The sequence below is a fragment of the Flavobacterium sp. K5-23 genome (genome assembly GCF_023278045.1).
Taxonomy (GTDB): Bacteria; Bacteroidota; Bacteroidia; order Flavobacteriales; family Flavobacteriaceae; genus Flavobacterium.
Genome location: NZ_CP056783.1, coordinates 2,460,188 through 2,475,644 on the forward strand (window position 1 = coordinate 2,460,188; position 15,457 = coordinate 2,475,644).

The 15,457-nt window shown below is 31.9% G+C and carries 15 protein-coding genes; 4 read left to right on the forward strand and 11 right to left on the reverse strand.

Annotation, left to right across the window (positions count from 1 at the left end; genetic code table 11):
* Positions 1-5: 5 nt before the first annotated feature.
* The 5 genes from FLAK523_RS10740 to FLAK523_RS10760 form a co-directional block, all read right to left on the reverse strand.
* A complete protein-coding gene (locus tag FLAK523_RS10740; RefSeq protein WP_248903320.1) occupies positions 6-1,367 on the reverse strand; it encodes an exonuclease domain-containing protein in 1,362 nt (453 codons plus the stop codon).
* A gap of 112 nt (positions 1,368-1,479) precedes the next feature.
* Positions 1,480-2,178, reverse strand: coding sequence for a YggS family pyridoxal phosphate-dependent enzyme (locus FLAK523_RS10745; RefSeq protein ID WP_248903321.1), 699 nt, complete (start codon positions 2,176-2,178; stop codon positions 1,480-1,482).
* A 20-nt stretch (positions 2,179-2,198) separates the two neighbouring features.
* Entirely contained in the window at positions 2,199-3,419 is a 1,221-nt protein-coding gene (locus FLAK523_RS10750) for a DUF1015 domain-containing protein (protein WP_248903322.1), read from the reverse strand.
* Positions 3,420-3,498: 79 nt separating this feature from the next.
* Positions 3,499-4,386, reverse strand: coding sequence for a 3-hydroxyacyl-CoA dehydrogenase family protein (locus tag FLAK523_RS10755; protein ID WP_248903323.1), 888 nt, complete (start codon positions 4,384-4,386; stop codon positions 3,499-3,501).
* Between the two features lie 60 nt (positions 4,387-4,446).
* Positions 4,447-5,412: a Gfo/Idh/MocA family protein gene (locus FLAK523_RS10760; protein WP_248903324.1), complete on the reverse strand. Its 966-nt coding sequence runs from the start codon at positions 5,410-5,412 to the stop codon at positions 4,447-4,449.
* Positions 5,413-5,556: 144 nt separating this feature from the next.
* On the opposite strand from FLAK523_RS10760, the gene FLAK523_RS10765 reads away from it, so the two are divergent.
* Positions 5,557-6,198, forward strand: coding sequence for a protein-L-isoaspartate(D-aspartate) O-methyltransferase (locus tag FLAK523_RS10765; RefSeq protein ID WP_248903325.1), 642 nt, complete (start codon positions 5,557-5,559; stop codon positions 6,196-6,198).
* Between the two features lie 28 nt (positions 6,199-6,226).
* Here FLAK523_RS10765 and FLAK523_RS10770 read toward each other — a convergent pair whose 3' ends face one another.
* On the reverse strand, positions 6,227-7,267 hold the full coding sequence (locus tag FLAK523_RS10770) for a Fic family protein (RefSeq protein WP_248903326.1): 1,041 nt from the start codon (positions 7,265-7,267) through the stop codon (positions 6,227-6,229).
* An 83-nt stretch (positions 7,268-7,350) separates the two neighbouring features.
* The gene (gene smpB, locus FLAK523_RS10775) at positions 7,351-7,806 is read right to left on the reverse strand and encodes an SsrA-binding protein SmpB (RefSeq protein WP_248903327.1); all 456 of its coding nucleotides are present in this window, start codon (positions 7,804-7,806) and stop codon (positions 7,351-7,353) included.
* Positions 7,807-7,876: 70 nt separating this feature from the next.
* Between smpB and FLAK523_RS10780 the strand changes: the two genes are divergently transcribed.
* Positions 7,877-8,110 carry a VF530 family DNA-binding protein gene (locus FLAK523_RS10780; RefSeq protein ID WP_248903328.1) on the forward strand — a complete coding sequence of 78 codons (234 nt, stop codon included), beginning with the start codon at positions 7,877-7,879 and terminating at the stop codon, positions 8,108-8,110.
* 55 nt (positions 8,111-8,165) lie between these two features.
* Here FLAK523_RS10780 and FLAK523_RS10785 read toward each other — a convergent pair whose 3' ends face one another.
* The 4 genes from FLAK523_RS10785 to FLAK523_RS10800 form a co-directional block, all read right to left on the reverse strand.
* Positions 8,166-10,358 (reverse strand): TonB-dependent siderophore receptor, encoded by a 2,193-nt coding sequence (locus FLAK523_RS10785; RefSeq protein ID WP_248903329.1) that lies wholly within the window; start codon positions 10,356-10,358, stop codon positions 8,166-8,168.
* Between the two features lie 91 nt (positions 10,359-10,449).
* Complete coding sequence (locus FLAK523_RS10790) at positions 10,450-11,001, reverse strand: DUF3575 domain-containing protein (protein WP_248903330.1); 552 nt, start codon at positions 10,999-11,001, stop codon at positions 10,450-10,452.
* A gap of 154 nt (positions 11,002-11,155) precedes the next feature.
* Complete coding sequence (locus FLAK523_RS10795) at positions 11,156-11,707, reverse strand: GNAT family N-acetyltransferase (RefSeq protein ID WP_248903331.1); 552 nt, start codon at positions 11,705-11,707, stop codon at positions 11,156-11,158.
* 9 nt (positions 11,708-11,716) lie between these two features.
* Positions 11,717-12,565, reverse strand: coding sequence for an aldose 1-epimerase family protein (locus FLAK523_RS10800; protein ID WP_248903332.1), 849 nt, complete (start codon positions 12,563-12,565; stop codon positions 11,717-11,719).
* Positions 12,566-12,659: 94 nt separating this feature from the next.
* Between FLAK523_RS10800 and FLAK523_RS10805 the strand changes: the two genes are divergently transcribed.
* Entirely contained in the window at positions 12,660-12,941 is a 282-nt protein-coding gene (locus tag FLAK523_RS10805) for a hypothetical protein (RefSeq protein ID WP_248903333.1), read from the forward strand.
* A 194-nt stretch (positions 12,942-13,135) separates the two neighbouring features.
* Positions 13,136-15,406 carry a M1 family metallopeptidase gene (locus FLAK523_RS10810; RefSeq protein ID WP_248903334.1) on the forward strand — a complete coding sequence of 757 codons (2,271 nt, stop codon included), beginning with the start codon at positions 13,136-13,138 and terminating at the stop codon, positions 15,404-15,406.
* Positions 15,407-15,457: the final 51 nt, after the last annotated feature.

The following is a 15,457-nucleotide window of genomic DNA, read 5'->3' on the forward strand; positions in this document are numbered from 1 at the left end:
TCACTCTATAAATTTATAATCTTAAAGCCTTTGTTTTTTCTAAGATGTCCTTGAATAATATTTCGAGCATCACGGTTATTTGGCATTGGGATAATAATGTTTTTTAGTACTTCGATATTATTAATCTGATAATTTAAATCATAAAAACAATAGCCTTTATAGATTCCGTCTTCAATTAATATCGCACTTCGCTCATTAATGGTCCTTCCTTTGTCTACAATGATCATACTTTTATTATCGATTCCGTTGTTATCTATAAAAGTTTGGATGCGGGAATTATATTCGGTAACAGAAATTTTTCCAACACATGCTCCATCACATTCACTGATTGTATGCTGAAAACAATGTGTTTTGGACTGGTATAAACCGGTTAATTTTTGGCAAAGTTTAAAATCAGTGGTAATTCTATATAAAGCATTTTGACCTTCCAGGGCGTTTAGATAAGACGTGATTTCTTTCTTTCTACCGTCAGATTTTTGAAGTTTTAAATTAATATAACCATTGACATCTTTTTCAGAATAAACAGACCAAGAAAAATTACTCTTGCGTGACATTCTATTATAGACAGGTTTATTGACTTTTATTTCTTCGGTTTCTTTTAAAAAGGCAATCAATTCCGTCCCAGTTTCTTCATAGGTAACCGTAAACACTTCTTTTTGAATTTTTTTGGCACTAGTTGTAATGCCGGTAAAATGTTGATTGACTCTTTTTTTTATGTTTTTACTTTTTCCTATAAATATTATTATACCTGCTTCATTATGAATATAATATGTGCCTGTTCTTGAAGGTAAACTTTCGATAATGGTAGTTAGCTTAGGTGCTATTCCCTTTTCAATTCCGGATTTAATAAGATCTGTTACAATAACTTTTTCTAAATCTTTATCAAGTAGCATTTTGAAAAGCTTTACAGTTGCCATAGCATCACCGCTAGCACGGTGTCTGTCAGCCATAGGAATTCCCAAGGCGCGAACTAACTTTCCTAAGCTGTGTGATGTTTGTTCCGGTAATAATTTTTTAGACAATTCAACAGTACACAACGTTTTTTGGCAAAAATCATAACCCAAACGACGAAATTCAGTTCGTAGAATCCTATAATCAAAATCGGCGTTGTGTGCTACAAGTACACAATCATTAGTCATTTCTATAATTCGCTTAGCTACTTCAAAAAACTTAGGAGCAGATGTTAACATAGCATTATTAATACCTGTTAGTTTTACAACGAAAGGTTGAATTGGAATTTCGGGATTAACTAAACTGATAAATTGATCCACGACTTCGTGACCATCAAATTTATAGATGGCGATTTCAGTGATTCCTTCTTCGTTGAATTGACCCCCAGTGGTTTCTATGTCAAGTATTGCGTACAAAATAAGTATTCAGTTTACAGTTTAAAGTGTTCAGTTTTTAGTTCAGTTTTCATATCTGAAATGCTTTACCAGTTCGCTATCGTTAAGATTAACAAACGTCAATCATCAATCGCTATCTCGTTCCAAAGATACTACTTCCTATTCGAACCATTGTACTGCCACATTCAATTGCTAATTTATAGTCTCCAGACATTCCCATAGATAATGTAGAGAAATGACTATTTGTATTTAAAACATTTGATTCTGTTTTTTTCGAATTAGACACGGGATAAATCGCTTCAATACGGTCAAAAATAGATTTCAAATGCATGAATTCTTTTTTAATTTGGTTTTGATTGTCGGTAAATGTCGCCATTCCCATTAATCCTATTATTCGAATGTTTTTCAATTGTTGAAATTCAGTTGATGCAAGTAACTCATTAAGTTCTTTTTCATCAAGTCCAAATTTAGATTCTTCCTCAGCAATGTATATTTGTAGCAAACAATCGATTACTCGGTTGTTTTTTAATGCCTGTTTGTTAATTTCCTGTAATAGCTTCAAACTATCCACTCCGTGAATTAAGCTCACAAATGGTGCCATAAATTTAACCTTGTTCGTTTGAACATGTCCTATCATATGCCATTGGATATTTTTGGGCATTTGTTCCCATTTCTCAACCATTTCTTGGATTTTATTTTCTCCAAAAATACGCTGACCGGCATCATAGGCTTCCATTAAATCAGGAATAGGTTTTGTTTTAGAAACGGCAACCAGGGTTACATTCTCAGTTAAAGTTAATTTTATTTCTTTTAAATTTCCTGCTATTGCCATTTTTTATTTTTTAGGCTGATTTAAAGCTCGTAAACGATAATTCCGCTTCTGAACTTTGGTTCAATATAAGTACTCTTTGGAGGCATAATTAAATTAGCATCTGCCAAAGCTTTTATTTCATTTATTGTGGAAGGGAATAGTATAAAACCAACTTCAAATTCTCCTTCATCAATTGTTTGTTTCAATTCCAGTATCGAATGTTTTCCGGAAATGTACTCAATGCGTTCGTCATTTCGTAAGTCATTAATTCCCAATAGAGGAAACAACACTGTTTGATAGAGTATTTGGGCATCTAGACTTTCTAAAGAGGTATTAAAATCACAAAATTCGCTTCTTAAAATCAAACTATAGAATTCATTATCAAGGTACATCCCAAATTGATGTTTTTCAGAAGGTTGAAAAGGCTGTTGATCCTTATTTTCGATAATAAAAACAGAATTCAATTTATGGATAAAATCATTTTTTTGAAGCCCATTTAAATCTTTTATAAGTCTGTTATACTCGTAAATCTTGATGTTATTTTCAGGAATTAAATAGCTCAACAAGAAATTTTTAGCTTTGTTTTCTGGATTGTCATTTTCTTCTAACAATTGTTTTGATGCTTCAGAACGGTGATGACCATCAGCTATATAAAGGGCGCCTATGTTTTCAAAGATTGTCTGAATCCAGCTAATTTCTTTGGGGTCTTCAATTTTCCAAAAATAATTAATTTCTTTTTTTGTTGTAGAAAACTCAAAATCAGCTAAGTTTTGTGTGCGATTAATGATCCAGTTTTCAATATCTTTATTATCAGGATAAGTCATCAATACGGGTTCCGTATTGAACTCCGAATATTTCATGTAATCCTTAAGAAGCTGTACCCTGAAATCAATTGTGTCTTCATGTTTCTTTATGACATCATTGCAATAATCGGCAATACTAGTACCAACAATTAATCCTGTAAAGGATTGCGTTTTAGTTACAATTTTATGAATGTAAATTGCTGGAATTTTATCTTTTACCAATATATTTTCAGCCTTGAAATCTTGGTATTTTTGATGAACCTGTCGGTATCTTTTTTCAGAAGAAACCTTTTCCTGATTTGTATATGCAGGTTTAAGAACATGTAAAAAAGACAAAGGATTAAAGTCTAATTGTGCTGCTAATTCAGCAGTGGTGTATTCTTCAAATGAACGACAGCTAACCAGACTGACTTTATCTCTAGTGGGACGTACTGCTTTGAAAGGAACTATTTTAGCCATATCGTTAAAGTAAGCAGTGTTCAGTTTTTAGTATTCAGTTTCAGGTACTGAACACTAAAAACTGAACACTGAACACTATTTATATAAATTGTTTGGAAACTTTTTCTGCTTTTCTGCTTTCGCTATAATCATAAAAACCTTCGCCTGATTTCACTCCAAGTTTCCCTGCACGAACCATATTAACTAACAATGGGCAAGGGGCATATTTTGGGTTTTTGAATCCGTCATACATTACATTTAAAATGGCTAAACATACATCAAGACCGATAAAATCTGCTAGTTGTAAAGGCCCCATAGGGTGTCCCATACCTAATTTCATAACAGTGTCAATTTCATAAACTCCTGCAACTCCATTGTATAATGTTTCGATAGCTTCGTTTATCATTGGCATCAAAATTCTATTAGCAACAAAACCTGGGTAGTCATTTACTTCTACCGGTGTTTTTCCTAATTTTTCAGATAATGACATAATAGTTTTCGTCACTTCATCACTCGTATTGTATCCACGAATGATTTCAACCAATTTCATAATAGGCACAGGATTCATAAAGTGCATCCCAATCACTCTTTCAGGATGTGCTACAACAGCCCCTATTTGAGTAATTGAAATTGATGAAGTATTTGTTGCCAAAATTGTATTGTGAGAACAGGCTTCGTTTAATTGTTTGAAAATATTAAGTTTTAAATCCACGTTTTCTGTAGCAGCTTCTACAACTAGATCCACTCCTACAACACCATCTTTTATGTCAGTGTAGGTGATGATATTTGTGATTGTTTTTGCTTTGTCTTCTTGAGTAATGGTTCCTTTAGCAACCATTCTGTCAAGATTAGCAGCAATTGTTGCCATTCCTTTATCTAAAGATTTTTCAGATACGTCAATTAATTTTACGGTAAAACCACTTTGAGCAAAAGTGTGAGCAATTCCATTACCCATTGTTCCTGCTCCTATTACAGCTATTATTTTCATTTTTTTTTGTTTTTTTATTTTAAAGTTTTCTCGTCTAACTTTTAAATCCGAATGCTTGTTTTACTTTTTAAAACAGTCTATAATTTGGTAAGCTACTCTTAAAGCTTCTGTTGCTTGTTCTAATGTAACAACAGGAGTTGAATTTGTATTTATAGCATCTGCAAAAGTTTCTAATTCTTCTAAGATGGCATTGTTTTGTTCAACCTCAGGATTTGAGAAATAGATTTGTTTTTTAGCACCTTCCGCGTTTTGTAGAATCATATCAAAATCACCAGGAACTTCTGGAGCATCTTTCATCTTTACAACTTCACATTTTTTCTCTAAAAAATCCACTGATATATAGGCATCTTTCTGGAAGAAACGTGTCTTACGCATATTTTTCATCGAAATTCTACTAGCTGTTAAATTAGCTACACATCCATTTTCAAATTCGATTCGGGCATTTGCAATATCTGGAGTGTCACTAATTACAGAAACGCCACTTGCACTTATATTTTTCACTTTAGATTTAACTACACTTAATATAACATCAATATCATGAATCATTAAGTCTAATACTACTGGAACATCGGTACCACGAGGATTAAACTCGGCCAAACGGTGCGTTTCAATAAACATAGGATTCTCAATCATGTTTTTAGTGGCAATGAAAGCAGGATTAAAGCGTTCTACATGGCCCACTTGCCCTTTCACATTATATTCATTAGCTAAAGCAATAATTTCTTCGGCTTCTTCAACGGTATTTGAAATGGGTTTTTCTATAAAAACATGTTTTCCAGATTTGATGGCTACTTTAGCACATTTATAATGGGAAAGAGTAGGAGTAACGATATCGATGACATCAACTGCATGAATTAGAGTTGCAATTGTACTAAAGTGTTTATAACCAAATTCCTTAGAAATCTTTTCAGCATTCTCTTGATTTGGGTCGTAAAAACCAACTAATTCATATTTTTCAGATTGTTGTAATAATCGTAAATGTATTTTCCCAAGATGACCAGCACCTAATACTCCAATTTTCAGCATAATGATGTTATTTCCACAAAAATAGGAATAAAATGATTAAATAATCAGTGTTAAGGGACAATTATTTGAGATATTAAAAATTAAAATTAGATAATTATAATTAGAATTTCTTTTCTACTTTTACCAAAATTAAATTTAAAAACATTGATAGATAAAGCCAAACATCAAGGACTTCGTAATCAATTAGTAAGTACTTTGCAGAAGAAAGGAATTACTGATTTGAATGTTCTGGATGCTATAAAAAAAATACCAAGGCACCTGTTTTTGAATTCTAGTTTTGAAGATTATGCTTATCAGGACAAAGCATTTCCTATTGGAGCAGGACAAACCATTTCACAACCCTACACTGTTGCTTTCCAATCACAATTATTGGAAATTAAGAAAGACCACAAAGTTTTGGAAATTGGAACCGGTTCCGGATATCAAACAGCTGTACTTTATATGATGGGAGCAAAAGTGTATAGTGTTGAACGTCAGAATGAGTTGTTCAAACAAACTTCTGCGTTATTACCAAAATTAAATATTCGCCCTAAACATTTATCCTTTGGAGATGGATATAAAGGGTTACCAAGTTATGCTCCTTTTGACAGTATCATTGTAACTGCTGGGGCGCCATTTATTCCGCAACCATTAATGGCTCAATTAAAAATAGGAGGTAGGCTTGTTATCCCATTAGGAGAAGATGTACAAATTATGACATTGCTGATCCGAAAAAATGAAACGCAATTTGAAAAACATGAATTGGGAGAATTTAGATTTGTCCCTTTATTAGAAGATAAAAATTAATATAAAAACCCACATTTAAGTGGGTTTTTTATTGGGCAATATTTTTTATATAATGTTGCATACTTTCTTTTACTATTTGGATTGTAAAAAGAACAAAAGCATCTTTGTTTTTAGATAGTGCTAATTCAAGAGCTTGTTTGTATTGGTTTTCATTGCTCGTTTTTATGGTTGTTATTGGATATCCATATTGCAATAAAATTAGGTTTTTTAATATACGGGAAGCTTTTTCATTACCATATAAAAAAGGATGGATTTTTATTAACCGTTCCTGCATTTCGGCAGCTAAAACAATTGGGTGCAGACTGTTTTTATTGGTTTCATACCAAATAAAATAATCACCCATTTCTTTAGTTATTTTTAAATGTTGCGGGGGGGTGTAATTGAAACCTTCTATACTTATATCTTGCTTTCTATAACGACCTGCATCTTCTGGATAAATTCCTCTTAGTATTAAATTATGAATAGATAGCAACTCCCTTTCATTTAACGGAGTGCTTTTCTTAACCATATTCTTAATATAAACAATCGCTTCCTGATGATTAATTGCTTCGAGATGTTCCCGCATACTTTTTCCGGGTATGGTAAGTCCTTTATTAATAATTAAAGTAGTTTCTTCGAGTGTAAGCGTATTTCCTTCTGCACGATTGCTTTCAAAAGTGTATTCAATTTCAAATGTTTTAGAAATAGTATTATTATCAAATTGACGAAAATGGTCTAATTTGAATTTTAAATTATTTATTTCTTCTAAAATTTTTTGTAATGATGCCGAAATGTCATTTGTTGTAGAATTTCTTAAAAGTTTAATTTCTTCTTCAGCAATTTTTAAGGCTTTTAAAGCAAATTCTTCTTGGCCAATTTCGTTAATGATTTTTTCTTTTAACCAAGTTACAATCAATGTCTCTAAATCTATTTCAAGAAGTGTCGCTAGTTTTATGATTTGTTCTCTAGTGGGTTTTCTTGTACCGCTTTCGAACTTACTCACAAGTGCCTGATCAATTCCTAATAACTGAGATACTTCTCTAGTTTTTAGGCCTTTATTTTCTCGAGCATTTTTAAGTATTTCTTTCATTAGAAAAGATTAGTTGTGATTTGTCTTGACTATAAATGTCATCAATTTGTAATAAAAAAAAGGTTAGTTGCCTAACCTTGATTTTATTTGTATTCTTTTTTTATACGGGCTAAGTCGCGTTTTGTATCTTGTTCTTTTAAAGATTCTCTTTTGTCATAGGTTTTCTTACCTCTACAAAGACCAATCTCCAGTTTAGCCATTCCCTTTTCATTTGTAAACAACTTCAAGGGAACAATGGTTAATCCTTTGGCTTGCACACTTCGTTCTAAGCTTTTTAGCTCGCGTTTATTTAAAAGAAGTTTTCTTTCACTTCGTGCTTTATGATTGAATTGATTCCCAAAAGTATACTCTTCAATATAGGTATTGATAGCAAAAAGTTCGTTGTTACTAAATTCACAAAAACTCTCCGTTATATTAGCCTTCCCTAAACGAATGGATTTAATTTCGGTTCCCGCCAAAACAATTCCAGCAGTGAATTTTTCGATTATTTCATAATCAAATCGAGCTCTCTTATTAAGTATGTTGACTGTTTTTAGCATAGGATTGCAAATGTAGGAACAATTCAATAAATCAGCACTATTTTTTGTAAAATTGATATAAATTTGCATTATGGAAAAGCAAAAATCTAAAGATCCGCTTCACGGGATCACTCTAAAAACAATTTTAGAACAATTAGTCGAATATTATGGCTTTGATACATTAGGGGAAATAGTTAAAATAAAATGTTTTAACGAAAATCCAAGTATAAAATCAAGCTTGACGTTTTTAAGAAAAACCGACTGGGCAAGGTTAAAAGTAGAGGAATTGTATATAGACTCCTTATCTAAATTTATTAAAGAATAAAAAAAGCTCAAATAGTACTATTTGAGCTTTTTAGGGCAGTCATAATTTTATTTATCTAAAAATGAATTTTGGCTCCAATATAGATATTTCTACCTGAAGCATTTATTCCAGATGCGAATGTTCTATATTGAGTATCTAGAATATTTTCAATTCCACTATATAAAGTTAGATTTTTCACAACGGTTGTAGCACCTTTCAAGTTGAAAGTTTGCCAAGCTGGCATTCCCTCAACAGGAGCATATTGTTCATTGTCTTCTCCATTTAGAAAGTAATCTGAAATGTCTTTCTTTCCATTATAGAGCATATAAAAATCAAGATTGAAATTTTTGTTTTCGTATTTCAATCCCGTTTTCCCATAAAAAGGGGGGATATGATCGAGTGGTCGATCACTATTGTTATTTACAATTCGCCCATTTGTAAAATTAAAACTACCGTAAAATTGTAACGGTTTTGTGATTGTAATTTTTAATGTTGAAGTCACACCCGTGACATTCGCCGTCCCCATATTTTGATTTGCAAAAACAGTACTAGGTTGGCCAGCGTAGTTAACTACACTTTGTCCATTAAAAAGGAATTTGTCTGTTATAATTGCGTCAAATAAACGGGTATAAAAAAGAGTGTTTTCAAACTCAATTGTTTTTCCTTTAAATAAGGTGATGCTTAATTCTGCCGAAACTGATTTTTCAGGTTTTATATTTTGATTTGGTACAATTAATATGCCACTTGCCGAGTCAAATAGTTTCCCTAAGTCATCAATATTAGGTACTCTAAAACCAGTAGCTAAATTAAAAGCAATTCTGGTGGTCGAATTATTATTGACTATTCCGGCTGCTCCGCTATAAGTAAAATTACTTTGGTTTATTTCATCAAATGGGAAACTGAAAATTGAATTATCAGCAATTGTGCTTTTTAAAGTAACATATCCCGCTCTTGCTCCAAAATTATATGCTGTTTTATCATTGATATTTGAACTATAGGTAGCAAATACATCAGTTCTTAAGGTATGATTAATGCCGTTAGGGTATCTTGAATCAGTAACAGTTACTGCTCCTGTTTTTCTATTTGAATTTGTTGCACTAGAGTTTAAATCATCATAAAACATTTCAGCACCATATAGGAAATCGCCTTTTCCAATTTTTGTTTCAAAGTCGGCATTAATAGAATAAACATTTATTTTTTCTAGTTGAGTTTTGGTGTTATCATTGTTGAATTTCCTGGTGATTCGGCTTTCTTCTACATTTTGATAGTTGAATCCTAAACTCATGTCACTATTTAAAAAAACATTTTCTTTGGTAAGTTTATAGGCTGCTAAAAACCTTTTTTGAGGACCATAATCCCATCTGACATTTTTTAATTTAGTTCCATTTTGGTCGGTTAAACGATCATATCTGGGTACATCTGAAGTAGTGGATAACTGTAAATTCAAACTGTGCTGGGCAGTTTCGTTTTGCTGAAAAACAACTTTCTGCATTGCATTGTATTGGGTGTAGCCACTAAATTTTTGGACAAGTTTATCTGAATTTGGAACTAATTGATCATTTCCATTTATAGTTTCAACATAAAAGGGACGCTCACCAAAGAAATCATTCTTTCCGTTTTTCTTACTTCCCATTCTTAAATCTCCAAAATCATTATATGAAAATGCGGATAATGAACCCCATTTTTTTCCTGCAAAATTTAAATCTAAATAACCTGACTTTTCTTCATTTGAAGAACTGTATCTTGTAGATGCATTACCGGAAAAAGTAGTGTTTATTTCCGAAAGTAATTTAGCGTCTTTGGTCTTTAAATTAATCGCACCTCCCATAGCATCACTACCGAAAATAGTTGATGAAGGGCCAAATAATACATCAACCTGTTCCAGCATATTTTCATCTACTGTAATCACATTTTGCAAATGACCGGATCTAAAAATTAAGTTGTTCATTCGGATACCATCTACTAGGAGCAGTATTCTGTTGGCTTCAAACCCACGAATTACCGGACTTCCTCCACCTTGTTGTGATTTCTGAACTGTTAACGTACCACTATTAGAAAGTAAATCTGCGGTGTTTTGAAAATTTTGTTGCTCTATTTCTTTTTGAGAAATAGTTTCAATTTTTTGTGTTGTTTTTTTTGAGGATTTTGTATAACGTTGTAAAGGAAGTTTAATTTCTTTTAATTGAATTGGTTTTATAGTATCCAATACTTTTTGAGAATGACCGGTCATTGTAATTAAAAGAACCAGAATTAAAAAAGTTTTTTTCATAATTAAATTCAATATGCTTATATAATATTCATCAATAGTAAGTCCTATGATATTTTCACAATTGCTTAGAATTGAATGATTATGGTTTTTTTTAATTCAGCTTATAAGATACCATAACACCGCCTCTGTAAGGCAGCCATTCCCCGCTTTTATTATAGTTTTTAACAAACTCGTATCGTTCATTTGTACCAATATAATACCCCTTATAGAAGCCTTGATGATTTCCTCCACCCACAAAACAATCCAACATAAACTTATCGTTTATTTTTGCTTTAAATCCTACTGTTACACCCATAACATAACCAAGGCCTTTTTCGTAAAGGTTTGTATTTAAATAATTCCATTTTTGAAAATTAAAAAAAGTAGCCCCCATATGTCCTCCTACGTATAAACCATTTTCTGTGTCCTTAAAATGGTAACGATATTCGGGAATTAAAATGTAAAATTGTCTAGGCTTGCCATTTACAGATTTCCATGGTGATGCCATTGCATCAAACTGAAAAGTTGATTTTTTTCCAATACTTGTTTCAATAGCTACTTGTGGTAATGTAAATATCGTGGTAAGTGCATTAACTTTTATATATGTTTGACTTTGTGAATGAATTGAAAAAAAAAGAACGATAATAATAAGTAACTTTTTCATGTAATTGTTTCCTATGTGTTTCTATTTATAAAAACACAATTTAAATTTTAATAATTTTTGTGCAAATATAGAAGTTAATGATAGAAAAATCTTAAATTTTAACCATAATAATTTTGGTCAAAATTTATTGTGTTTTTAATTAATACCCTTGGTATTAAGGCTTCTTTAATAGCGAATAAATAACAGTATCTATAAAACGACCATTAAAGCATTCATTTTGTTTAAAATAAGCTTCTTTAATAAAACCATTTTTTTGCAACACTTTCTCAGAGGCTAAATTATCAGGAGAAATAATTGCTTCAATTGAATGTAAATTCATCGTGTTAAAGCCATAGTTTACAACTTCATTTACAGCTTCAGTAACAATCCCTTTTCCATTATATTCCGGTAATAACATATAGCCAATTTCGGCACGGAAATGTTCCGGCTTTATCCTGTAGTGACCTATAATTCCAATAAGCCTTGTATCATTCTTGAGTGTAATTGCCCAATTGATGCCTTCATTGGCTTTAATTTTTTCATCGATGTTAGCAATATGTTCTAAAGCTTCTTCGATTGACTTCACTATTGGTCTGGGAATATATTTCATTGTTTCGATATTAGAACGTAATTCGAATATTTCGTTTACATCCTTTTTATCAACACGTCTTAATAGGAGTCGTTCCGTTTCAATATTTGGAAAAGGAGAGAAATTAAGGGATAACATATTTTATAATTAAAGAATATTTATACTGAATTTTGCTTCAAAGGATTCACTACTGTCTAATAGCTGTATTCCTTCTTTTTCAAATAGATCTCCTGAACTCTCTATCGTATTTGAATACCCAAACCATGGTTCGATACACAGGAATGGTGCATTTTCTAATGTCCATATGCCTAAGTTTGGAAAATCTTCGAAATTTACTCTGAGTATAGGACTATTGTTTTCTAATATAGTTACAGTTTTAGATTCTAATTTTTTAAAGACCAATGCATCGTCTTTGAATAGTTGGTACTTTAATGGAATCATTCTGTCCTTAAGGTTAATCTTTTTTATTTGGTTTGTGATTAATCCATTTTCCAAAAGATGGTACTCTAAAGTTTCCTCTTTTTCAAATTGAAGCGAATAATCGTCAAAAGTACCAGCTAATGAAAAAGCAGGATGTGCCCCAATAGAAAAAGGCATCTTTGAATTAGTGTTGTTTATGACCTTATATTGGATGCATAAACTACTTTGCTGTAATGTATATATGATTAGTAACTCAAATTCAAAAGGGTACTGTTTTAAAGTTATTTCATTTGATTTCAATGAAAATGTGGCGCTATTTTCTTTATGATCAACTCTTTCGAATAGCATATCCCTAGCAAATCCATGGCGGGATAAATGATATTCCGTTTCATTATAAGAATAAGTGTTATCTTTTAATGTTCCAACAATAGGGAATAATACAGGAGAATGTTTAGCCCAAAATTCAGGATTTCCATTCCAGATATATTCTTTACTATTTTTTTTAAAAGAAATTAATTCGGCGCCCTTATGGTTTATTACTGCTGAAAATTTTCCTTGTGTTAGTGTTGTGTTCAATATGAATATAAGTTATGTTTTTTTTTGATTTGTAAATATATTTCATTAAATTCACTAAGACAAATGCTAGAGGTAAACTAAAAAAAATATTATTATGATAGCAAATTTTCAAATTATAGAAAAAGAAAACATTTATGCTTTGAAATTTCCTTCTGAAGAGGTTTTAGAAGATACAGATGCTATTATACAAAGGCGGGTTGACTTAAATCGCGCACAAACTTTGGGTAATATTGAGCATATGAAAATTAAAATATACTTTGAAGATGATGAATCTAAAAAAGTCGTAGAAACTACTGTATGGGCTGTAACTGATAACAGTGTTGTCCTTAAAAAAGGAGTAGGAATACCTATAAATAGAATCATTAAATTGATCTAAATTTTTTAAAAAAAATCAACTTTCCAGTTGGTTTTTTTTTTGCCCTTTTTTAAAATAAGCTACTTAAGTTTATGAAATTATTAAAAATTAGCTAAATTCGTTGCCTATACATTAAAATCAGAAATTAAAGTATTTAGATTTTGGACTTATAAGTAAGCTCCTGAAACTTCTCTTAAATTAAAAAAACTAAATTTATGAAAATTAATTGTTTTAAAGGCCTATTTCAGATGGCTTTGTTATTAGGGATTTCGTCCCTTTCGGCACAACAAGTCCCTGTCACAGCAGCAAAGAATACCCCAATTTCAAATTATGATTACCATGATGCATTTGGACCTTTGTTTTACACTAAAAATGCAACAAGCACGCGTTCTGCAAGTGGACAACCCGGTGCGGAATATTGGCAAAATAGAGCTGACTATCAGATAACTGCAAAGTTGAATGAAAAGAACAATGAAATTATCGGTACTGATATTATTACTTACACTAATAATAGCCCTGATAAAATGTCTTTTTTATGGATGAATGTAGATCAAAATCTATTCAAAGAAGATTCACGTGGTAATGCTATTGTTCCTTTAACTGGAAGTCGTAATGGTGCGCAAGGACAAGTTTTTGACGGAGGTCATAAAATAAAATCGGTTAAGGTTGTTTCTATTTCTAATGGAAAAACTACTGAAGCTAATGCGAAGTTCATCATAACTGATACAAGAATGCAAGTTTTTCTTCCTCAAGAATTAAAAGCTAAAGGAGGTTCCGTTAAAATAAAAATTGATTTCTCATATATTTCTCCAGAAGAAGGTTCAGACAGAACAGGAGTTCTTGAAACTAAGAATGGAAAGATTTTTACAATTGCTCAATGGTATCCACGTATGTGTGTGTATGATGATGTGAGAGGTTGGAACACGAATCCTTATTTAGGTGCTTCTGAGTTTTATCTTGAATACGGAGATTTTGATGTAAATATTACAGCACCTTCTAATCATATAGTTGTCTGTTCAGGAGAGCTGTTGAATCCAACAGCAGTTTATTCAACTGTAGAACAAAATAGATTGGCACAAGCCAAACAAAGCGACAAAACGGTTTTCATACGTACAGCAGATGAAGTTGCTATTTCTTCTAAAAACGTATCAACTACAACAAAAACGTGGCATTATAATATTAAAAATGCGAGAGACGTTTCTTGGGCATCTTCGGCAGCATTTATTTTAGATGGTGCCAAAATTAATTTACCAAGCGGTAAAAAATCACTTGCATTATCAGTTTACCCTGTTGAAAGTGAAGGGAATGATGCTTGGGGACGTTCTACTGAATATACTAAAGCTTCTATCGAAAACTATTCTAAAAGATGGTTAGAATATCCTTATCCTTCAGCTACAAACGTGGCTGGAAATGAGGGAGGAATGGAATATCCTGGAATTGTTTTTTGCAGTTGGGAGTCTAAAGGAGCTGATTTATGGGGAGTTACAGACCACGAATTTGGACATATTTGGTTTCCAATGATTGTAGGTTCTAATGAGCGTTTATTTGCGTGGATGGATGAAGGTTTCAATACTTTTATTAATTCATTGAGTGGAGCTGATTTTAACAATGGAGAATTCAAAGAAGAAGCTGCTGATTTACATCAAAGAGCTGAAACTTATACAAGTCCTAATTTAGAGACTATTATGAGTTCACCTGATAATATGAAAGAAGGAAACATAGGTCTTTTGTGTTATTCAAAGCCCAGTTCAGGTTTAGTTATATTACGGGAACAAGTATTAGGACCAGAGCGTTTTGATTTGGCTTTCCGTACTTATATTGATCGTTGGGCTTATAAGCATCCTACTCCAGATGATTTCTTCAGAACTATGGAGAATGTTGCTGGTGAAGATTTAAGTTGGTTTTGGAGAGGTTGGATCGTTAATAATTGGAGATTAGATCAAGGGATTAATTCGATTAAATATGTGAAAAATGACCCTAAGCAAGGTGTTGTTATCACTATAGAGAACTTCGAGAAAATGGTTATGCCAGTAATTCTGGATGTAAAAACTAAAAGCGGAAAGGTAAATAGAGTAAAATTGCCGGTTGAAGTATGGCAAAGAAATAAGGAATGGTCTTTTAAACATAATTCTACTGAAGAGATTGAAAGTATTACTTTAGATCCAGATCACGTTTTCCCGGATAGTAATGAAGGGAATAACATTTGGACTGCTGATAAGGGTACAATTGAAAAAGACATCATTTTAGATGGTTATTTAGGAATTTATTCCAATCCGAATGCTCCAATAAAAATTGAGTTTACTGAGAAAAACAATGTTCTAAATGTGGAAATGACAGGTTATCCAAAAATTTCTGTGGAGCCAATAGGTAAAAATCTATTTGAATCTAAAAGAGCAGGTGTTAAATTTCAGTTCAATGAAAATCAGTCAGGTTTTGAATTGATTATAAGTGATTCTCAAAAGATTCCTTTTACAAAAGAAAAATAATAAATTCGACATAAACAAAAAACACCAGCTTGATGCTGGTGTTTTTTTATA

Bases quoted from the DNA above. Each gene is read 5' to 3' on its own strand.
- FLAK523_RS10745 (WP_248903321.1), bottom strand. From the start codon at position 2,178: ATGGCAATAGCAGGAAATTTAAAAGAAATAAAATTAACTTTAACTGAG.
- FLAK523_RS10750 (WP_248903322.1), bottom strand. From the start codon at position 3,419: ATGGCTAAAATAGTTCCTTTCAAAGCAGTACGTCCCACTAGAGATAAA.
- FLAK523_RS10755 (WP_248903323.1), bottom strand. From the start codon at position 4,386: ATGAAAATAATAGCTGTAATAGGAGCAGGAACAATGGGTAATGGAATT.
- FLAK523_RS10760 (WP_248903324.1), bottom strand. From the start codon at position 5,412: ATGCTGAAAATTGGAGTATTAGGTGCTGGTCATCTTGGGAAAATACAT.
- FLAK523_RS10770 (WP_248903326.1), bottom strand. From the start codon at position 7,267: ATGAAAGAAATACTTAAAAATGCTCGAGAAAATAAAGGCCTAAAAACT.
- smpB (WP_248903327.1), bottom strand. From the start codon at position 7,806: ATGCTAAAAACAGTCAACATACTTAATAAGAGAGCTCGATTTGATTAT.
- FLAK523_RS10780 (WP_248903328.1), top strand. From the start codon at position 7,877: ATGGAAAAGCAAAAATCTAAAGATCCGCTTCACGGGATCACTCTAAAA.
- FLAK523_RS10785 (WP_248903329.1), bottom strand. From the start codon at position 10,358: ATGAAAAAAACTTTTTTAATTCTGGTTCTTTTAATTACAATGACCGGT.
- FLAK523_RS10790 (WP_248903330.1), bottom strand. From the start codon at position 11,001: ATGAAAAAGTTACTTATTATTATCGTTCTTTTTTTTTCAATTCATTCA.
- FLAK523_RS10795 (WP_248903331.1), bottom strand. From the start codon at position 11,707: ATGTTATCCCTTAATTTCTCTCCTTTTCCAAATATTGAAACGGAACGA.
- FLAK523_RS10805 (WP_248903333.1), top strand. From the start codon at position 12,660: ATGATAGCAAATTTTCAAATTATAGAAAAAGAAAACATTTATGCTTTG.
- FLAK523_RS10810 (WP_248903334.1), top strand. From the start codon at position 13,136: ATGAAAATTAATTGTTTTAAAGGCCTATTTCAGATGGCTTTGTTATTA.